The sequence below is a fragment of the Pseudomonas sp. CDFA 610 genome, assembly GCF_021147865.1.
GTDB lineage: Bacteria > Pseudomonadota > Gammaproteobacteria > Pseudomonadales > Pseudomonadaceae > Aquipseudomonas > Aquipseudomonas alliivorans.
In genome coordinates this window covers 201,223-220,573 of record NZ_JAGTPM010000003.1, presented here as the reverse complement: position 1 = coordinate 220,573, position 19,351 = coordinate 201,223, and the positions used below count along the sequence as shown (strand labels likewise).

22 protein-coding genes and 1 tRNA gene are annotated in these 19,351 nt (G+C 59.2%); 6 read left to right on the top strand and 17 right to left on the bottom strand.

Features of this window, described 5'->3' with window-relative positions; all coding sequences use genetic code 11:
- Positions 1-104: 104 nt before the first annotated feature.
- The 3 genes from KDX39_RS06505 to KDX39_RS06495 all read right to left on the bottom strand — a co-directional run bounded on the left by KDX39_RS06505 (position 105) and on the right by KDX39_RS06495 (position 3,571).
- Positions 105-1,292, bottom strand: a complete 1,188-nt coding sequence (locus KDX39_RS06505; protein WP_231659764.1) for an MFS transporter — start codon at positions 1,290-1,292, stop codon at positions 105-107.
- A gap of 105 nt (positions 1,293-1,397) precedes the next feature.
- The gene (locus KDX39_RS06500) at positions 1,398-2,117 is read right to left on the bottom strand and encodes a carbonic anhydrase (protein ID WP_184318755.1); all 720 of its coding nucleotides are present in this window, start codon (positions 2,115-2,117) and stop codon (positions 1,398-1,400) included.
- 206 nt (positions 2,118-2,323) lie between these two features.
- Complete coding sequence (locus KDX39_RS06495) at positions 2,324-3,571, bottom strand: DUF1835 domain-containing protein (RefSeq protein WP_231659763.1); 1,248 nt, start codon at positions 3,569-3,571, stop codon at positions 2,324-2,326.
- Positions 3,572-3,806: 235 nt separating this feature from the next.
- On the opposite strand from KDX39_RS06495, the gene KDX39_RS06490 reads away from it, so the two are divergent.
- Both KDX39_RS06490 and KDX39_RS06485 read left to right on the top strand, forming a co-directional pair.
- Positions 3,807-4,643: an AraC family transcriptional regulator gene (locus KDX39_RS06490; protein WP_210071316.1), complete on the top strand. Its 837-nt coding sequence runs from the start codon at positions 3,807-3,809 to the stop codon at positions 4,641-4,643.
- Between the two features lie 49 nt (positions 4,644-4,692).
- Complete coding sequence (locus KDX39_RS06485; protein WP_231659762.1) at positions 4,693-5,262, top strand: LysE family translocator; 570 nt, start codon at positions 4,693-4,695, stop codon at positions 5,260-5,262.
- Positions 5,263-5,285: 23 nt separating this feature from the next.
- Here KDX39_RS06485 and KDX39_RS26350 read toward each other — a convergent pair whose 3' ends face one another.
- Positions 5,286-5,411, bottom strand: coding sequence for a hypothetical protein (locus KDX39_RS26350; RefSeq protein WP_269439839.1), 126 nt, complete (start codon positions 5,409-5,411; stop codon positions 5,286-5,288).
- 228 nt (positions 5,412-5,639) lie between these two features.
- Here KDX39_RS26350 and hmpA point away from each other — a divergent pair, with 228 nt between their 5' ends.
- Positions 5,640-6,824: an NO-inducible flavohemoprotein gene (gene hmpA / locus KDX39_RS06480; protein WP_231659761.1), complete on the top strand. Its 1,185-nt coding sequence runs from the start codon at positions 5,640-5,642 to the stop codon at positions 6,822-6,824.
- A gap of 3 nt (positions 6,825-6,827) precedes the next feature.
- Here the strand turns inward: hmpA and KDX39_RS06475 are convergent, their stop codons facing one another.
- From KDX39_RS06475 to KDX39_RS06455, 5 genes are all read right to left on the bottom strand, one after another.
- On the bottom strand, positions 6,828-7,775 hold the full coding sequence (locus tag KDX39_RS06475; protein ID WP_231659760.1) for an alpha/beta hydrolase: 948 nt from the start codon (positions 7,773-7,775) through the stop codon (positions 6,828-6,830).
- A 206-nt stretch (positions 7,776-7,981) separates the two neighbouring features.
- Entirely contained in the window at positions 7,982-9,001 is a 1,020-nt protein-coding gene (locus KDX39_RS06470) for a transketolase family protein (protein ID WP_231659759.1), read from the bottom strand.
- Positions 8,998-9,846, bottom strand: coding sequence for a transketolase (locus KDX39_RS06465; protein ID WP_231659758.1), 849 nt, complete (start codon positions 9,844-9,846; stop codon positions 8,998-9,000). The genes KDX39_RS06470 and KDX39_RS06465 overlap by 4 nt, the downstream gene beginning before the upstream one ends.
- 18 nt (positions 9,847-9,864) lie before the next feature.
- Positions 9,865-11,166 (bottom strand): MFS transporter, encoded by a 1,302-nt coding sequence (locus tag KDX39_RS06460; protein WP_231659757.1) that lies wholly within the window; start codon positions 11,164-11,166, stop codon positions 9,865-9,867.
- A gap of 111 nt (positions 11,167-11,277) precedes the next feature.
- Positions 11,278-12,027, bottom strand: a complete 750-nt coding sequence (locus tag KDX39_RS06455) for an SDR family NAD(P)-dependent oxidoreductase (protein ID WP_231659756.1) — start codon at positions 12,025-12,027, stop codon at positions 11,278-11,280.
- 188 nt (positions 12,028-12,215) lie between these two features.
- Here KDX39_RS06455 and KDX39_RS06450 point away from each other — a divergent pair, with 188 nt between their 5' ends.
- Positions 12,216-13,133, top strand: coding sequence for a LysR substrate-binding domain-containing protein (locus tag KDX39_RS06450; protein ID WP_231659755.1), 918 nt, complete (start codon positions 12,216-12,218; stop codon positions 13,131-13,133).
- 8 nt (positions 13,134-13,141) lie between these two features.
- Here the strand turns inward: KDX39_RS06450 and KDX39_RS06445 are convergent, their stop codons facing one another.
- The 5 genes from KDX39_RS06445 to KDX39_RS06425 form a co-directional block, all read right to left on the bottom strand.
- The gene (locus tag KDX39_RS06445; RefSeq protein ID WP_231659754.1) at positions 13,142-13,351 is read right to left on the bottom strand and encodes a DUF2945 domain-containing protein; all 210 of its coding nucleotides are present in this window, start codon (positions 13,349-13,351) and stop codon (positions 13,142-13,144) included.
- A gap of 94 nt (positions 13,352-13,445) precedes the next feature.
- Entirely contained in the window at positions 13,446-14,393 is a 948-nt protein-coding gene (locus KDX39_RS06440; protein ID WP_231659753.1) for a bestrophin family protein, read from the bottom strand.
- 96 nt (positions 14,394-14,489) lie between these two features.
- Positions 14,490-15,035, bottom strand: coding sequence for a BRO-N domain-containing protein (locus KDX39_RS06435; protein WP_231659752.1), 546 nt, complete (start codon positions 15,033-15,035; stop codon positions 14,490-14,492).
- A gap of 339 nt (positions 15,036-15,374) precedes the next feature.
- Complete coding sequence (locus tag KDX39_RS06430) at positions 15,375-15,770, bottom strand: PA0061/PA0062 family lipoprotein (RefSeq protein ID WP_231659751.1); 396 nt, start codon at positions 15,768-15,770, stop codon at positions 15,375-15,377.
- A 118-nt stretch (positions 15,771-15,888) separates the two neighbouring features.
- Positions 15,889-16,194: an antibiotic biosynthesis monooxygenase family protein gene (locus KDX39_RS06425; RefSeq protein ID WP_231659750.1), complete on the bottom strand. Its 306-nt coding sequence runs from the start codon at positions 16,192-16,194 to the stop codon at positions 15,889-15,891.
- A 399-nt stretch (positions 16,195-16,593) separates the two neighbouring features.
- Between KDX39_RS06425 and KDX39_RS06420 the strand changes: the two genes are divergently transcribed.
- Positions 16,594-16,761 carry a hypothetical protein gene (locus tag KDX39_RS06420; RefSeq protein WP_371321812.1) on the top strand — a complete coding sequence of 56 codons (168 nt, stop codon included), beginning with the start codon at positions 16,594-16,596 and terminating at the stop codon, positions 16,759-16,761.
- 133 nt (positions 16,762-16,894) lie between these two features.
- Here the strand turns inward: KDX39_RS06420 and KDX39_RS06415 are convergent, their stop codons facing one another.
- From KDX39_RS06415 to KDX39_RS06405, 3 genes are all read right to left on the bottom strand, one after another.
- A complete protein-coding gene (locus KDX39_RS06415; RefSeq protein ID WP_231659749.1) occupies positions 16,895-17,305 on the bottom strand; it encodes a hypothetical protein in 411 nt (136 codons plus the stop codon).
- 84 nt (positions 17,306-17,389) lie between these two features.
- Positions 17,390-17,905 (bottom strand): DUF6998 domain-containing protein, encoded by a 516-nt coding sequence (locus tag KDX39_RS06410; protein ID WP_231659748.1) that lies wholly within the window; start codon positions 17,903-17,905, stop codon positions 17,390-17,392.
- A 169-nt stretch (positions 17,906-18,074) separates the two neighbouring features.
- Positions 18,075-18,159 (bottom strand) — tRNA-Leu (locus KDX39_RS06405).
- A 117-nt stretch (positions 18,160-18,276) separates the two neighbouring features.
- Between KDX39_RS06405 and queA the strand changes: the two genes are divergently transcribed.
- Positions 18,277-19,341, top strand: coding sequence for a tRNA preQ1(34) S-adenosylmethionine ribosyltransferase-isomerase QueA (gene queA, locus KDX39_RS06400; protein WP_210070094.1), 1,065 nt, complete (start codon positions 18,277-18,279; stop codon positions 19,339-19,341).
- Positions 19,342-19,351: the final 10 nt, after the last annotated feature.

Here is a 19,351-nt window from a genome sequence, read left to right as displayed (position 1 = left end):
CTGCTGCAGCCACATTTGTGTGTAGCAGGTCTGGCGCTGACGCGCAGCAAGCTCCTTCTCACAGTCCGGTATGGTGTATGAACGTGGTGAGCATCCGGGATCATTCACTTCGGATCAGTACGACCTGCAAACACCCGAAGCGCCAGCCCGCCGAGCAGAGCAGTCAGCAGCGCCATTGCCACGATGACCACGCGGATGCCCAATGGACCGGCCAGCAGCGCGACCAGCAGACCGGCAATCGGCTGTGAAAGGTTATTGAGCAGTGTCATGACGCCTACGGTTTTGCCGAAGTCTTCTCGCGGGATAACTTGCTGCCGGATGCTGCGCATATAGACATTGAACATCTTGTCGAACCCGACGATCAGCAGAAAGCCCGCCACGTAGCCACTGAAAGATGGACTCAAGGCAATGGCCAACGCGCCGCCGGTAATCGCCACGTAAGACACAGCGCCGAGCACTCGCAGCGGCAGTACTGCCCGTGCCAGAAAAAACAGGATCAGAATGGTCGCCGCTGCGCCCGCCATTTGCAGTCCGGCATAGCGCTCCTGATCACTGCCGTATTCACCGATGACCATGGCGGCAGAGGTCGCCAGGGTTACGCCGACGATCAGATTCACCCCGGCCGCCAGGGTGATGATCTTCTTCAGCTCAGTGAGGCGCCGAATATGCCCGGCAGCGATACTCACTGATTGCCAGACGCTGTTGTCCCTTTGTTCGAACACGCAGGGATCGAGACGGCGAGTGCGGTGCCAGACCCATGTGGCCAAGTCCGCCAGCAGAAACAGAGCGGCGCAAGCCAGCACCACCCAGTGCCACGCCCACGTGTTCAGCAACAGCACGGCCACCAACGGGCCGAGCACCAGCCCCGTCTGATCGGCAATCTGAGAGTAGGAGAGCGTGCGCGCATAGCTGTAGCGCGGGAACACATGTGGCATCAGCACTTCGCGGGCCATCACACCTTGAGTGGTCAGTACGCCGCACAACGCCGACAGCAGGATCAGCCAGACAAGGCCGCCGAAAACCACGTACAACAGCATCGCCAGCAGACACAGAAACGCCCGGTACATCTGGCTGATGTGAAGAATCCGGACCGCAGAGAATTTATCGCACAGCGCTCCGCAGATCGGAAACGCCAGAAAGCGTGGCAGTGACTCGGCAAAGAACGCCAGGCCCGCCCATGACGCGCTGTTGGTGGTCTGAAAAACGACCAGTGGCACGATGAAAAGAAGAATCTGATCGGCCAGTCGCGACAGTAACAGAGCGCTGAAAAACGCCAGATAATCCTTGGTCACGCGACACTCCTTTTGGCGGTGATATCCAATGCCACATCAAGGAGGGTGGCGCAATCCGTGCGCTTGAATCTATCCGACTTTTTCTATGCCATACGACCATTCGTATCAGACGTCGAAGAAGTCGACCTTGCCGTTTTCCAGGCTGTAATAGGCGCCGACGACCTTGACGGTGCCTGCCTTGATCGGGTTCATCAGGGCTGGCTCGGACGCCGAGCGCAGACGTGCCACAGTGCGCTGGATGTTGCTTTTGACCGAGTCTTCCAGAAGGTTTTTGCTTTTCTTGCCCTTGGCTGTCAGGACGGCAGGAATGATCGGCTCGATCATCTGACCGATAGCGCCTGGAAAGACCGTGTTGTCTTCGACCACCGAAACGGCGGCGGCAACGGCACCGCATTTTTCATGACCCATGACCACGACCAGCGGAACGCCGAGCTGGCTGACACCGTATTCGATCGAGCCCAGCGCGGTGGTGTCGACAGTGTTGCCCGCGTTACGCACGATGAACAGTTCACCCAGACCGCGGCCGAACAGCAGTTCCGGCGGAACGCGCGAATCCGAGCAGGAAATCAGGATGCAGAACGGCGTCTGGCCCTTGGCGATTTCCAGACGGCGGTCACGATTGCCTTCGGTCTTGATGGTGGTGTCTTTCATGAACGCATCATTGCCGTCACGCAATGTTTTCAATGCCTGATCGGCAGTCATGTTGGTACGGGGCGATGCAGGTGAGGCGGCATTTGCGATGGAAGGCATTTGCATGAGTGCGGCAGCAGCCGGAAGGCAGCAGGCACCCTGAAGAATCTTGCGGCGCGACAAGGACGAATTCATAAAAAGCCTCGGGCTGATTAACTGTCGATAAGGAGGGGTGAATTCAGCGCCCGATGCCATGGTGTTTCGGGCGCAGAATCCTTTCACTTCATACAGTTAATGGAATTTATTTTCCAATTGAATTTGCCGTCGTTGTCACAAATACTTCACAGAAAAGTCGTCCGGCTCGACAGTTTTTTCCGCGCCTACTCACCCTGCATACGTCTTCAAACGCGCCATATGGGTCGGTTTTCGACGTTGATCGTCCAGTGAGGCTGGCCCGGAATAATGCACACACCACCGACCCAACGCAGGTGCTGCGCGTGGTCCAGCCAATAAGCGCCTTCATCCAGCACTCGCTTACCCAGGGCTGTCAGTGTCAGCGTTCGCTGCTGCCATTTCAGGTGCGCTTGCGCTTCTTTCAGCAAAGGAGCCGCTGAGTCGATCAAGGGACGCAGCAGCGCTTGAAACATCATGTCACCTAAAAAGGGCAGGGGGTCACGCTTGTCCATCAGTTCAGCGAAGACACGGCCAAAGGTGGTCGGGCCTGCTTCGCGAAGGTACTGCAAGGAAAGGCGTTCGGTGAGCGACAAACCGTCCTCACTGCCCGGCAGCTCTTGAAGTTGTCGTAACAGTGCCGGAGCCAGCAGTCGCAGAGGCAGTTGCGGTTCATGAGCCAGGCCTGCCAGTGCAACAGGTGATGCATCGCAATAGGCTCGCCACACCGTGCGTGCGCAGTTCAGCATGTCCTGAGTCACCGGTTTGCGCTGTGGCCACAGCCAGGCGAGAACGTTCGGTGCCAACTGACCGATGCCGATGAAGCGCTGAACCCCCGGCACACGGTCCACCTCGATCAGCTCAAGCCGTGGCGGCAGTCGCTCCAGACCTGCCAGGGCTCTTATCAGAAAGAGTTGGTCGTAGGCATCGGCCTCGCACCACAGCACATTGTGTTGATCGCTGCTCAGTTGTTCGAGACGGCCATATTCTTCGTCTGTTCTGCGGGCGACATCGGCGCGATTCATATCAAAGGTTGCGCTGATGAAATCACTGCGCTGCGCTCGAAAGTCCGCGTCTGGCAGGTCCTGAACCGGGCCCATGCACAGCGGGTCGCTGAGCATGTGGAACGAGCCTTTGAAGCCGGCCAGTTGCAGGCTGTGGGCGATGTCGTTGCCGCACCGCCAATGCACGGTCCGCGGCTCGTCGCTGGCGTCGAAGTCAGGATGCTGCGCGGCAAAGGCAACGGCGTCGACATGGGCCTTGAGTCTGGGCCAACTGCTGAAACCCAGTTGGCGCGCAATCAGCCACTGCGCATCGGAAAGCGTTGGCGCAAGCGTTCGGCCCGACGTACCGAGCAGTGCGAGCTGATCGGGGGCGGTACCCTGTTTCAGGCGCTGCAACAGTTCCTTTGCGCGCTTGCGCTGCTGCTCGAGGTTGATGCGGCCGTCTTGGGACCGGAAATCAGTACTGCTGGACATACGAGCTCCTTGTACAAACCTTGTCCGCTTGAAGGTCGGGAGTCGTAATGACAAGAGGGTGAAGCAGTGTCCTGGGCGCAGCCCTTTCCGCGGATGGAGGCGTGGAGGCGCCGGTCGCAAATATAGACGACCCAGGGTTTGCGCACAAACCTTCTAGACTTTGCACCTCTGCCGCGCGATAACGGCAGACACGCTCATCTGCCCACTCAAGCCACTCAAGCCACTCAAGCCACTCATGAAGTCAGCCAACTGGATCGACCTCGCTCAGGACCGGGATACCGGGATCGAGACGTTGCGCGCCCATTTTCGTGGGCATGCCTACGATCCGCATTGGCATGACAGTTATCTGGTGGGCGTCACGGAGCAGGGGGTGCAGCAGTTTCACTGTCGCAGGCAGCGGCATGCCAGCACCTGCGGCCAGGTGTTCATGCTTGAACCCGGTGAGGTTCATGACGGCGACGCGCCGAATGCCGATGGCTTTACCTACCGCATGCTGTATCTGGACCCGCACTGGATCGGCCGTGAACTGACGTCGTTGTTCGAAGACGCGCCGCAGGACTTCCAGCCCGGTTTTGCCAGCACGCTGGTGCGTGACCCGCGGCTGGCCCAGTCCATCGTGTCTGCGTTTTCGGCGCTGCATGGCCAGGAGTCGCGCATCATCCGGCAGAGTGCACTCGATAGTCTGCTCGAACGGCTGACCGCCCATGTGCACTGGCGAGTCAGGCAGCAGCACGACCCTCGACTGCCCTTGGTCGCCCTGCGTGCCCGGGATTATCTGCACGCCCATTTTCGGCGTGATCTGGGGCTGGACGAGCTCGCGATGGCCTGTGGCGTGGACCGCTTCAGGCTGACCCGCGCCTTCAAGGCTGCCTTCGGCCTGCCACCTCACGCCTATCTGGTGCAGTTGCGGCTGTCGATGGCGCGCAGGCTCCTGGCCCGTGGCGCGCAGCCTGCCGAGGTCGCCAGCGATCTGGGGTTTGCCGACCAGAGTCATCTGGGCCGCTGGTTCCTGCGCGCCTACGGCTTGACGCCTGCGGCCTATCGCACACGCTGCACAGACCTTCCAGACTGACGCTGCGTATTGCGCGAGCATGGCGGCTTGTCATCCATGGAGTCCGGTCATGCTGTCTTTTCTGCTGTTCGCTTTCGTCGCGTCGATCACCCCCGGACTCACCAATCTGCTGGTGCTGAGCAACAGCGCCCGTTACGGTCTGAAGGCCAGTCTGCCGATCATTCTCGGCGCCTGCATGGGGGCCGCCGGACTGGTGTTGCTGGTCGGCACCGGCGTCGGTCGTTCGTTGATGCAAGTGCCTGCCGTACAGCCCGTCATGGCGGCCATCGGCGTCGGCTGGCTGACCTGGCTGGCGTGGAAAATCTTCAACAGTCAGGCAGGTCCCTTGAGCTCCGATGACAGCCGTCCACGCCTGGGATTCGTCGGCGCGGCGGGTCTGCAGGTGGTCAATCCGAAGACCTGGATGATGGCGCTGGCCGTCGTCAGTGTGTTCAGTCAGGGAACCGTGGCCCATCTGGCGCTGGCGTTCTTCCTCGTGTCGTTGCCTTGTCTGGCGTGCTGGGCTCTGTTGGGCGCGGGGTCCGCACGCTTGCTCAAGTCTGCCGATGCCCTGCAATGGCTGAACAGGAGCATGGCGGTGTTGCTCTTGGTGTCAGCCTGGGCCGCTTACTTGCACTGAGAAACCCGCAGGCTTGACTGCCATCACGCCTGCATCGAGCACTCCAGTTGTTCGCGCGCGCAGCTCGGCAGGTCCGGGCAGGTAAATGGCTTGGCGAGCAGAAACAGCTCCGTGCTGGATGTGCGCTGTGCGGCGTCATTCTGGCTCATGAAACAGTCCGGTTCCAATTTCCCGAGGTAATACGCGCACGAGTGTTCAGCCGTTTTCGACAGAGTCCGGGAAGCGGGTCGGAATGACCCGTTCGTCCATGGAAAGGTCATTATGACCTTGTCATTTTGACTTCTTCTTCCTTGTTGCCCTTGATTTCATGAGGGTTTTCAGTTGGCACGTGCGTTGCTCTATCCAGGTATCGACTTTCAAGCGTTCTGGAGCTGACCATGCTGACCGACATTCAACGTGACATCGTCAAGGCAACCGTGCCCATTCTGGAAGTGGGGGGTGAAGCTCTGACTACCCACTTCTATCAGATCATGCTGCGCGATTACCCAGAGGTTCGTCCGCTGTTCAATCAGGCCAATCAGGCCAATGGTGCTCAGCCTCGTGCTCTGGCCAATGCCGTGCTGATGTACGCGCGCAACATTGATCGTCTGGAGAACCTCGGCCCGCTGGCCAGCCAGATCGTCAACAAACACGTGGCGTTGCAGATCCTCCCCGAGCATTACCCTATCGTCGGAACGTGCCTGCTGCAGGCGATCCGCGAAGTGTTGGGTGCCGAAACCGCCACTGACGAAGTGATCGCTGCCTGGGGCGCTGCTTATCAGCAACTGGCTGACATCCTCATCGGCGCCGAACACGCGGTGTACGAAAGCATCGCCTCAGCTCCGGGCGGCTGGCGTGGCGGGCGTGCGTTCAAGGTAAAAGCCAAGACGCCGGAAAGTGCCGAGATCACCTCGTTCTATCTCGAGCCTGCGGATGGTCAACCTGTCATCGCTCATAAGGCCGGTCAGTACATTGGCCTGCGCCTGGTCGTGAATGGTCAGGAAATCCGTCGCAATTATTCGCTGTCGGCTGCATCGACAGGCATCGGTTATCGCATCAGCGTGAAGAAAGAAGTGGATGGCGTGGCTTCGAACTACCTGCATGAACAGGTCAAGGCGGGTGACGAGCTGCAACTGTTTCCGCCGTCCGGCGAGTTCACCCTGATTGAAGGCAGCAAGCCGTTGGTGTTGATCAGCGGCGGCGTCGGTATCACGCCTACCCTGGCGATGGCCGAAGCAGCGCTGGAGGCTGGCGGTCGGGACGTGGTGTTCATCCATTACGCGCGCAACGCTGAAGCGCATGCGTTTCAAAAAGTGGTCAAGGAATGGCAGGCACGCTATCCGCAGTTCCGCGCCCATGTCGTCTACAACGACACGGTTGCTGATCCTGCCCAGCCCCATATTGTCGGCCTGCCTGCCGTCGAGCATCTTCAGCAGTGGCTGCCTGCGAACCGGGACGTCGAGGCTTATTTCCTCGGCCCCAAACCGTTCATGGCGTTCATCAAGCGAGCGCTGCACGAGCTGGGTATTCCGGACGAGCAGAGCCATTACGAGTTCTTCGGCCCGGCTGAAGCGCTGGTCTAGCGACTATGGCATGCCCTTGTCTGTGCACAGGCAGGCGAGGGCACGCGTGATGTCCTGTTTGAGCTGATCGGTCTGACGGCCCGGATACTGATCGAACATATGTGGTACGCCGGGGTACAGGTGCAATTCCACCGGCACGCCGGACCTGGAAAGCTTGAGCGCAAAGGCCAGGTTTTCTTCCAGAAACAGATCGAGCGCGCCGACGCTGATAAAGCTCGGCGGCAGCCCGGTCAGGTCATTGGCCAGTGCGGGTGAAAAAAGCGCTGCCCGTTCATCGTCCAGTGCATAGGTACCTTGCAGGCACTGCCAGCAGAACCGGTTCGCGTCACGGGTCCAGCTCAGCATTCCGGTGCCGGGGTTGTCGTCTGACGAATTGGCCGAGCCAGTGCGGTGGTCCAGCATCGGGTAGACCATCAACAGCCATGCCAGCCGATACTCGTTTTTGTCCCGCGCCATGATCGATACAGCAGCAGCCAGGCCACCACCTGCGCTGTGGCCCATGACCATTACCTTTTGCGTATCCACGCCGAGTGCCAGGCCTTCTTCGAAGATCCAGGCCAATGCTGCGTAGCAGTCGTTCAGCGGCGTGGGAAACGGGTGTTCGGGCGCAAGTCGATAATCGACGGCGACGATCAGGACGTTCAGCTCGTTGGCCAGATCGACGAGATAATCGTCAGCCATCTCGGGTCGGCCGAGCACGAAACCGCCGCCGTGGATGTACAGCAGTGTGGCAAGTTTCTGTGAGGGATTGAGGCTGTGTGCCGGGCGATAGACGCACAGCCTGATGTGATCCTTCTGTGTCCAGTACGGCGTGTGCCTCGCTCCGTCAGGCTGTTTCCAGGCGGCTTCAACGCGATGCCTGATGACGGGAAGATTATCGAGCGTCCAGACGCTCGAAGGCTCATCCAGAAAAACAGCGTAGGCCGGGTCGAGCAGGTGGTTGGCATCCATCGTCCAGTCTCGTCAAAAAGCGCAGCAAACACCGATGGCAGGCGGCTTGCCAGCCGACTACCGGGAACCGGCAGCAAGGCCTGCGCATGCGGTGTGCCAGATGCAACCAAGGGCCGCTGCGCAGCCCATCGCTGCTGGCGTAACTCCCAGATCTGCCACGCTCTGCGGGCAGAAGCAGATATCAGCGCTTCCTCAGTATCCGACCGCTACAACCACGCCTTGATCTGTGCACAGACCGCTGGTGTGGAAATGCCATAGCGATCATGCAGCGTCGGCAGGGCGCCGGCATCGAGAAACGCATCCGGCAGCGCGATCTGTCTGAAGGTTGGCGTGACGCCATTGCGCAGCAGCACCGTCGCAACCGCTTCACCCAGCCCGCCGATGATCGAATGGTTTTCTGCCGTCACCACCAGCCGCCCCGGTTTTCTGGCTTCGGCCAGAATGGTCTGTTCATCCAGCGGCTTGATGGTCGGTACGTGCAGCACCGCCACGTCGACGCCATCGGCCTGCAGTTCCTTTGCAGCTTCAAGCGAGCGCATGGTCATCAGGCCGGTGGAGATTATCAGCACGTCGTTGCCGGTACGCAGGGTCTTGGCCTTGCCGATCTCGAACTGATAGCCGTACTCGTCCAGCACCAATGGAACGTTGCCGCGCAGCAGGCGCATGTACACCGGCCCCTGATGCGCAGCGATGGCCGGTACGGCCTGTTCGATTTCCAGCGCATCGCACGGGTCGACGATCATCAGGTTGGGCATGGCGCGGAAGATCGCCAGGTCGTCCGTGGCCTGGTGGCTCGGGCCGTAGCCGGTGGTGAGACCGGGCAGGCCGCAGACGATCTTGACGTTGAGGTTCTCCTCGGCAATCGCCATGCAGATGAAGTCGTAGGCGCGGCGCGAGGCGAACACCGCGTAGGTGGTCGCGAACGGCACGCAGCCCTCACGGGCCATTCCGGCGGCGGCGCTCATCAGCAACTGTTCGGCCATGCCCATCTGGTAGAAACGCTCGGGGTGTGCCTTGGCGAAAATGTGCAGGTCGGTGTACTTGGACAGGTCTGCCGACAGCCCGACGATGTCCGAGCGCTGATCTGCCAGTGCCGCCAGCGCATGGCCAAACGGTGCCGAACGGGTGGCCTGACCTTCGGAAGCAATCGAAGCGATCATGGCCGACGTGGTGAGCTTCTTTTTCACGGCAGGTGCCGCCGCAGGGTTCTGGTTGACAGTGCTCATACGGTTTGCCCCTCGTCGAGGTTGTTCAGTGCAAGGTCCCACTCGTGCTCGTCGACACGGATGAAGTGAGTCTTCTCGCGGGTTTCCAGAAAGAGCACGCCTTTGCCCATTTTCGTGTCGCAGATGATCACCCGAGGCTGTGCGCCCGGATGCTGGCGGGCGGCATCGAACGCGGCGACCAGCGCGTGCAGGTCGTTGCCATCGACGCGTTGCGTGAACCAGCCGAAGGCCTGCCAGCGATCCACGATGGGCTCGAAAGCGAGCACTTCGCTGGAATGACCATCTGCCTGCTGGTTGTTCACGTCGATGATTGCGATCAGGTTGTCGAGCTTCCAGTGGGATGCCGACATCGCCGCTTCCCAGGTCGAGCCCTCGTTCAGTTCGCCATCCGACAGCAGGTTGTAAACGAAGGACGCCGAATTTTTGCGCTTCAGACCCAGACAAGCGCCGACCGCGATGCCCAGGCCGTGACCCAGCGAGCCGCCGGTGATTTCCATGCCCGGCGTATAGGCGGCCATCCCCGACATGGGCAGGCGGCTGTCGTCCGAGCCGTAGGTTTCGAGCTCGTCCAGCGGGATGACTTCAGCCTCGATCAAGGCCGCATACAGCGCGATGGCGTAGTGACCGATCGACAGGTAAAAGCGATCACGCTGCTCCCATTCCGGGTCTTCAGGCTTGTAACTCATGGCATGGAAGTAGGACACCGCCAGCAGGTCGGCCGCGCCCAGCGCCTGGCCGACATAGCCTTGGCCCTGAACCTGACCCATGCGCAAGGCATGGCGACGAATGTTGTGGGCACGCTGTGCCAGCGAGGTGGATGAGGCAGATAACGTTTGGGTTGTCATGGTGATGACTCCGTAAACTCAACGATTGACCGAAGCGGCAGGGATACGCAGGACCAGAAACGCACCGATGAACAGCACGCCGGTGATCAGGTACATGCCGATGGCGCTGGAGCCGGTGGTGGTCGTGATCCAGCCGATCAGGTAAGGCGAGCAGAAGCCCGCGAGGTTGGCGAAGCTGTTGATGCCCGCAATACCCGCCGCCGCAGACACGCCGCCCAGCAGGGTGGTAGGCAGCATCCAGAACAGGGATGACGCCGAGAGAACGCCCGCTGCGGCCAGGCACAGGCTCAGTACCGAGATCAGCAGGCTGTTGCCGAACACCGCTGCCAGGCTCAGGCCCAGCGCACCGGCGATCATCGGAAGAACCAGATGCCAGCGGCGCTCGCGGTGCTTGTCGCCGCTGCGGCCCATCAGCAGCATGGCGACGATGGCGCACAGGTAAGGCACGCTGGTCATCAGCCCGATGTGCAGCGGATCGGCCAGTCCGGCGTTGCGGATCAGTGTCGGCAGCCAGAAGGTGATTGCGTACTGACCCATGACCACGCAGAAGTAGATGCAGGCCAGCAGCCACAAACGACGGTCACGGATGAACTCACCCACCGAGGCATGCACGACCTTCTGGCTGTTGTCTTCGGCCAGCTCCTTTTTGATCAGCTCTTTTTCGTCATCGGTGAGCCAGGTCGCCTGATGCACACCGTCCTTCAGGTAAGCCAATACCATCAGGCCGACAATCACCGTGGGAATGGCCTCGATGACGAACATCCACTGCCAGCCTGCCCAGCCATGAAAGCCTGCGAAGGTGCCCATGATGTAGCCCGACAGCGGCCCGCCGATCATCCCGGACAACGGAATAGCGATGAACCACAGCACGGTCATGCGTGCACGGCGATAGGAGGGGAACCAGTAAGTGAGGTAGAGCAGCAGGCCCGGCGCCAGACCGGCTTCGGCCACCCCGAGCAGAAAGCGCAGGGCATAGAACTGCCATTCGGTTTCGACGAAGGCGAACAGGGCGGAAATGATGCCCCAGGAAATCATGATGCGCGCAATCCAGCGGCGTGCGCCGACGCGATGCAGGATCAGGTTGCTGGGTACTTCGCAGAGAAAATAGCCGATGAAGAACATGCCGGCGCCGAGGCCGTAGACGGCTTCGCTGAAGGCCAGGTCATTCATCATGGTCAGCTTGGCGAAACCGACATTGACCCGGTCCAGGTAGGCGCACAGGTAGCACAGCATCAGGAACGGCATCAGCCGCCAGGCGGTCTTGCGGTAGGCGTTGGCACGGGCGGTCGAAGCCGCATCGAGGGGCATGGTGGTTATCATGATGGTCTGATCTCTTGTTTTTATAGACCGCCAGGCAAACCGGCCCGGCGTGTCATCGATCCAGAGCAAATACGGGCCGTCACACTGGCTGATCGGCCCGCCGATGGGCTATCAGTGAATCAGCATGCCGCCGTTCACATCCAGCGTAATGCCGGTGAGGTAGGAAGACAGGTCACTGGCCAGAAACAGCGCGGCATTGGCCACGTCCTGAGCGGCACCCAGGCGACCCAGCGGAATGCCTTCGATGATCGCGTGGCGTCGCTCGTCCTGCATCAACCCGCCGGTGATATCGGTGTGAATCAGGCCCGGCGCGATGGAGTTGATGCGAATCTGGTCCGGTCCGAACTCCCGTGCCATGGCCTTGCCCAGGCCGAGCACGCCGGCTTTCGCCGCGCTGTAATGCGGGCCGCCGAAGATGCCGCCACCACGCTGCGCCGAGACCGACGACATGCACACGATGCTGCCCGAGCCTTGCGCACGCATGGTCGGAATGACCGCCTGCGACATCAGCAGCGTGCCGCGCAGACTGACGTCCAGCACCTTGTCGTAATCGCCGGGACGGATGTCCAGTGTCTTGATCGGTTGGGTGATGCCGGCATTGTTGACCAGCACGTCGATGCGGCCGAAGTGCTCAATGATCGTTGCAACGGCCTGTTTGACCTGGGATTCATCGGCCACGTTGGCGGCCAGGCCCAGATGGCCTTCGCCCAGCGCGGCGGCAGCGTCGCGTGCTGCGGATTCATCGAGGTCAAGGATCACGACGCGTGCGCCGTGTTGCGCGAACGTGACAGCCGTGGCGCGGCCGATTCCACGTTCGGAGGCAGCACCGGTGATGATTGCAATTTTGCCTTGAAGCAGCATGAGGGGAGTCCTCTGATTGTTTTTATGGGTTCGATTCGAGTGATCGATGGGCTCAGAGTGTTCCCGGTGCTGCCCGCGAGCAATAACGCAACCATCACTGGTCGATGAAAAAAATTCACCTCTCGTCATTTCCGCTGAGCAGTGCTTGAATGCCAGAAACTCAATCTTCCTGAAGCTTCGGAGCTGCCGTGCGTGCCGATGACGATCCACACTCGAACCTGCCACCCCTGAAAGCCATTCAGGCCTTCGAGCAGACGGCACGCTTCGGCAACCTGGCCCGCGCTGCCGAAGTGCTGGACCTGACACCGTCGGCGGTCAGTCATCAACTGGCCAAACTGGAAGCGATGATCGGTCGGCAACTGTTCGTGCGCGCGGCACGCGGCGTCACCCTGACGCCGGTGGGTGAGCAGTACCTGAAAGAGGTTTCCGGATTGCTGCACAGCCTGGCCGTGGCAACCGAGCGCGCCGCCAGCGACGTCAGCCTCGATTGCCTGCGCCTGCATTCGTCACCCAGCTTCGGGCTGTTATGGCTGATGCCACGCCTGGAAGCCTTTCGAATCAGCCACCCGGATATCCAGATCAACCTGTCGTGTTCCTACGAATCGTTGCACTTCAGTCGTGACAAGATCGACGTCGACATCCGTCACGGCCGACCCAACTGGCCAAGCTATGAAGTACGCACCGTGCGCCACGAAACCTTTGCGGTACTGGCGTCGCCGAAGCTGCTGGAGCGATACCCGGTCAACAGCGCAGCGGACCTGCTGAACAGAGAGCTGATTCTGTCCGAAGCCACATTATTGAAGTGGCCGGAGCTGTTCGCCCAGCACGGCCTGGCGCGCCCGGAAAAACCCTACGCGCTGAGTTTTGACCGTTCCTACATGACGCTGGAGGCCGCGAGTCACGGCCTGGGCTTTGCGCTGGAAAGCACGCTGCTGGCGCAGAAATACCTGCAAAGCGGCGCGCTGCTGGAAGTCGTACCGCACCTGTTGAGTTCACCGGTGGCGGCGCATCATCTGGTGTTTCCCAAGGCCCACTCCAGCTTTCCGAGGGTCAGGCGCTTTCTGGAGTGGATGGAAAACGAATTGGGGCACGGGTTCGTGTTCTGAGCCGGGCGTCAGACCTTGTGCAAGGCGTCCTCGTGATGCATCGCCAGATGCCCGGTCTTGTCGCTCTTCACTTCATATTGCGGACTGTCTTTCGACGCGGGCCGATGCTTGCCCATGAACTCCACGTCCTTGACGTGCACCTTGGTCACCTTGCCCCGTATCTCGCCAACCTCCGAATTCCAGCGCACGGCATCGCCAACCTTGAATGAAGTGGTCATGTGTTCTCCTCGAGCGCGTTTCCGATTTGCTGTTTAGAGCCAGGCCCTTGGGGAGCGTTCACAGGATTATGGGAGCCACCACCCCGCGATCGGCTCACGCCGTCGCCTGACGAACCGAGGGCGCAATCGGCCCGATCATCGCTTTCAGGTGTGCCAGTAACGGGCCCTGTTCCGGCTCGTTGTACATCGAGCACAGGTTCTTTTCGATGTTCTGGCACAGGTCTTCCATGCGGATCCGGTGCTGGCTGTTGCCGAACGGCGCCTGCAAGTCGGTGCCGATCCGCTCCATGGCCAGCAACAGGCAGCCCACCACCGTCGAAATGAGCGGCGTGAACCAACCCAGGGTCGTCACCATGCTCAGCGGCATGATCACGCAGAACAACGCACTGAACAGTCGGGGAAAGTAAACGTAAGGGTAGGGAAGTGGCGTATTGGCAATCCGCTCCATGCCGCCCTGGCAATTGGACAGATCCACCAGCGTCGTTTCCAGCCGTGAAAACCGGATGCTGTCCAGCCGGCCTTGCGCGAATTCGTCGGCGATGATCGACGCCGAGCCGCTCAGAATGTCGTTGGGGAAGTTGTTGCTGTCACGCGCCCGTTCTATTTCGAACGGGGGCAGCAGGCCGTCGAGCCGGGCTTCGCTGACGTCACCCTTCAAGTGCGCACGCAGCGCTCGCAGATACGCCACGTGACGACGAAACAGCTCACCCTTCACCGGGTTTTCCCGAGCACGGCCTTCGCCATCGATCAGGGTCAGAACCTGTCGGCCATAACTGCGCGAACTGTTGACCATCGCCCCCCACAAGGTGCGCGCTTCCCACCAGCGGTTATAGGCACTGGTGTTACGAAAACTGATCAGCACAATCAACGCCGAGCACAGCAGTGTCAACGGCATGAGCGGGAAATCGATGCCAATGCCGTCCATCAGCATGAAATCCATCGTCACGCCCACGTCCCAAAGCAACAGCCATAACAGCGACCAACCTACATAGGTCAGCGTCCTTCTGAAGCACTTCCATTTCTTTTCAAAGAGACCGGTCATGGCGAAACTCCTGCCCGAGGTGGGTGAATGGCTCGCCACATAGTTGTAACAAGCCGTGACACAAACCTACGGCACGACGCTTAACGCTCGCTTAATTCATGACTGGTCGGTCATTCGGGTATGGCGTCTGAATGCATTGTTCCAAAGACTTCTTTTCGAACGAGGCGCAGTTTCGGCCACCACATTCGGCATATCCCGCAACCGGATCCATGACTCGTCTCGCCAGTGCAGGACACTCAGGGACGTCCCTGGCCATCTCAACTGACTGACTTTCGGATTATCCAGCGTCACGTTGTGCTGATCCCGGAGTACTGTCAGCACTTCATGGGTCAGCCATTGCCGCAGCGCCCGGTTTTCCGGCACGTAGTGATGAACCAGCAGCGCGAACACGCCGGATTCACTGACCATCAACTGCCTGCACCACTCGCCATTGGCCTGCAGCCAGACCACCCGGCGTTGGTCTGCATCCAGCTTGAGCGTGGCGCGCTCATCCAGCGCCTTGCCCATCAGGCGGGCAAGATCGGCCAGACAGAACCAGGCCTGCGCTTCAGAAACAGCAGCCCGAAGCATGCGATGGTGACGAAAGAAAAGGATGGCTTCGAAATGGGCGGTGCAGGGCTCGGAAGGGGTAATGTTCAACATGGGTACGGCTCCTGAATAGAGAACTGCCACCGGACGTCGCTAAACGAAAAGGTGGCAGCTGTGCGAAGGTTAGCGAACCGGTATCCAGGAAACCGGCAGGCCCGAAGGCCTCCGACGCACAGCCGCCATAACACTTGCTTCAAGTTTTGGCTTGATGCAGGGGAGAGCGATAATACGCCTGGATAGAACGGATCGCTAAATCCGGTTGCTGATGGGGCAGCGAACGGCGGGAAGATTGGACTTTCTGGCTAACCGAAAATAGAGGCTGATTCGCTGAGTGTCGTAGGAAAGGGCCGTGCCTTCTTCAAACGGTTTTCCAGGCGAGGAATCTGGGCAAGATCACAGGCAAGGTACCTTGTCCGTCTGCGCCAGCGCCTTCCCCTTGTTGTCGATCAGCGTTACTTTGACTTCCGTCCCCGACCTGCTTTCAACCAATGTATAAAGCTCATCGGCAGCAAATTCGCTGTACTCAAGCGTCGCTACGCAACGTCGCTGACTCTTCTGATAACCCCTCGCGACAATACCCAATTCCATCGAGTGCTTGCCGGGTGACACTTCGAAGTGATTCAAGCTTTCGGCAGGTGTCGTATCAAGGCGCCTGGCGATCATCTCATCACCCACCTGAGTTTCAATATGAACGATGGCATTGCCTTTGTCAGGCACAGGCATTCCGGTCGCACATCCAGCCAGGCCTGATACGGCTACAACGAACGCTGCAAGTTTCAAGAACTTCATGGGAAAACCTTTATATGAGTGTGGGGTATAGCAATAAGTAACTTTTCAAGGGCGCGTGCGTTCCTGACAGGCGTGTCAAAGCCTGGTCGATCCGCTTGGGTTATCGGGTATAACTGGGTCAGGCTGGAATATCGATATTGGCCGCAAAGCGAGCGAAGGCAATACTGGCTTCGGCGCCGATGAGTTCATCAATGAATCCAGTCATTGCAGCCGTACAGAAATGATCAGTCATCTGCTCTTCATTTGACCAGTAACCGCTGACGATCCAGCGCGCCGTGCCTTTTGTGCTCCTGTTCAGCGCGTAGCTCAAACAGCCCGGCGCGTTTTTCAATTGCTCGATGTGCTTGAGCAACAATGCCTCGACATCATGCCTCGGACTTTCCAGGAAACTGATCTCCAGAGTATTGATTGAGGTGATTGTCATGCGCTTGAACCTTTGCTGCCTGTCGAATGCTTGATCCTGTACCTGGTGACTACGCATTGGACCGTTGCCAGGTATGCGAACAGGCTACTGGCTTTTCCACGTAAAGGTTACCCACTCAAAAGCTCATGCAGACTTGAGTTTTGCTCAGCAATGGTCAGGTGCGCAGTGTCAGGTCTTCATCCCGAAACCATTCATGCCGATCACCCGTGCGGACTGGCTTTTTCTATGGCGCGCAAGCCGCACGCTGATAAATGTATCTATTTGCTCTACAGGCAATAAAAACTCATCGCCTGTCGCGCAAGCAATTTGCCGGAATGCCGGTCAAATCAATCGCGATGCCCCGGAACACAAACAACCGGTTTTCAGGGGCTAGCGATGTGAGTAAAAGCAGATAACAAGTTGCAGCGCGACGATCACAAGACCGACGCGTCGTTTGGCGGTAATGACAAGGATCTGGACAACGATCACAGCACCGACGCTGCGTTTGGTGGTAGCGACACCGATCAGGACAATGACCACAGCACGGACAAATACAATGTCGGAGCGCCGCCACACGCGAAAAAATAGCGCTCTGGATCTATTCGGCGTTTGAAAGGGTTTGGTTGGGCTGTGCCTTAAGCGATCAGCTCTTTGAGGGTGTAATGCGCTTGCCAGTCATCGGGGCAAGCGCATTTTTCAGGGTGACTGTATGGTCTGATCGTTATGCGGAAGGATTCTGAATTTTCCTGGCGATCAAGGTAACGCCTTCGGTGAAGCTGAAACCATACCCATAGCCATATCCCCAGCCTCCGCCTGCAGCGCCTATTTGTTCGGGGAATGTTACGTCCTTGTGCTTGAATTCGTAGTTATAGGCACCCGACAGGATCGGCAGGATGGTCTGAATTTCATAACCGTCAGCATTGAGCAAGGCAACCGCGTCTTCGATGTCTTTCGAAAGCCGCTCGCCATCAACCTCGCAATCCGACCAACCGGTTTGCTGCCATTGTTTCTCTTTTCGGGTCTCTTCTTTCGTACCGAACAGCCCCCACGTCATCTCACCCGTGGGCACTTTGACGGTGACTTCCTCACCGATAGGGCGGAAGTGGGCTTTTACATAAACGATCTTGTTCACTGGGCTGTCCTGAGGTCCATTCTGCGGCGATTATACCGATGGGCAATGTCATGAATAGAACGGACGATTGGGCAGAGCAACAGGTCAGCGCGTCATGTCAGTATTCGGAAGGCTGGCATGGGCCTTTAGCGGAAGCTGATCCCGCGGATACACTTCCAGCGCCAATCGTTGAATAGTGGCCAGACTCAGTACCTTGGTGCCGTTCCATCCATTTTCCGGCAGCAAACTACGCACGGGCGCTTCGGGTCCGTTGTAAGCAACCATGGCGGTATTGGACTCAAAGTCGATTCTGAAAAACAGCAGGTAATCGGCAAAGCCTTTGCCCGGCGTGAAGGCCGGGCCTGATCTTGCGTTGCCGGTCGCTTTCACTTGCACGGTTTTCCCGGATCGAGTGAGCGCGTCGACTCCACCTGTGCGTTTCTGGGGAATGAGTAGATCGAAATGCTCCAAGGCCAATGCTTCTGCGATATCGCCTACAAGACGTCCATCCAGCGTGAACTTCAAGCCTGTGCTGACATAGTGAGCAGCCAGTGCCTGCTGCGCTTTCCAAAGATCCACAATGACTTCGGGCAGTTGAAATTCGATTTGCCTGGCATCCATGTCTTGCCCTTCCCTTTAACAAGCTGTCGAAAATTCCCGGTCGGGCACTGCAAGCATCATCGGGAATTGCCTGGCAGTTTTACAGAGGCGGACAAGCCTGTGATTGCGCCATGGCCACTTTCCACCAGACGAAAAAAAAGACCTTGAATTTCAAGGTCTTTTTCAATTTTGGTGCCCCGAGGGAGAATCGAACTCCCACTTCTTTCGAAAACGGATTTTGAATCCGCCGCGTCTACCAATTCCGCCATCAGGGCTCAATGGCGGCGAAGTATAGGGATCGGTTTTCCGTTGGTCAACAGGGATTTGCGCTGGTTTTTTACTAATTCCGCCAAACCGGATAAACTTCCCGGCCCTGCTAAACGAACCCCATCATGCGCGTCGCTGACTTTACCTTCGATCTCCCGGATTCCCTGATTGCTCGTCACCCGCTGGCCGAGCGTCGCAGTAGTCGTCTGTTGACCCTGGACGGGGTGAGCGGCGCGCTGGCACATCGTCAATTCACTGATTTGCTTGAGCATTTACGCCCGGGCGATTTGATGGTGTTCAACAATACCCGCGTCATTCCTGCGCGTCTGTTTGGTCAGAAAGCCTCCGGCGGCAAGCTGGAGGTTCTGGTCGAGCGCGTGCTGGACAGTCATCGCGTGCTGGCGCATGTGCGCTCCAGCAAGTCGCCCAAGCCGGGCTCGTCGATCCTTATCGACGGCGGCGGGGAGGCCGAGATGGTGGCGCGGCACGATGCGCTGTTCGAGCTGCGTTTCGCCGAGGAAGTGCTGCCATTGCTCGACCGTGTCGGGCACATGCCGTTGCCTCCTTATATAGACCGCCCGGACGAAGGCGCGGACCGCGAGCGCTATCAGACTGTTTACGCTCAGCGCGCCGGTGCGGTGGCGGCGCCGACGGCGGGGCTGCATTTCGATCAGCCGTTGATGGAGGCGATTGCCGCCAAGGGCGTCGAGACGACGTTCGTCACGCTGCACGTCGGGGCGGGTACGTTTCAGCCGGTGCGCGTCGAGCAGATCGAAGATCACCACATGCACACCGAATGGCTTGAAGTCGGTCAGGACGTGGTCGATGCCGTGGCCGCGTGCCGTGCGCGTGGCGGACGGGTGATCGCGGTCGGGACCACCAGCGTGCGTTCGCTGGAGAGTGCGGCGCGTGACGGGGTGCTGAAGCCGTTCAGCGGCGACACCGATATCTTCATCTATCCAGGCCGACCGTTTCATGTGGTCGATGCCCTCGTGACCAATTTCCATTTGCCCGAATCCACGCTGCTGATGCTGGTTTCGGCGTTCGCCGGTTATCCCGAGACCATGGCGGCCTACGCGGCTGCCATCGAGCACGGGTACCGCTTTTTCAGTTACGGTGATGCGATGTTCATCACCCGCAATCCCGCGCCGACGGCCCCACAGGAATCGGTACCAGAGGATCACGCATGAGTCGCACCTG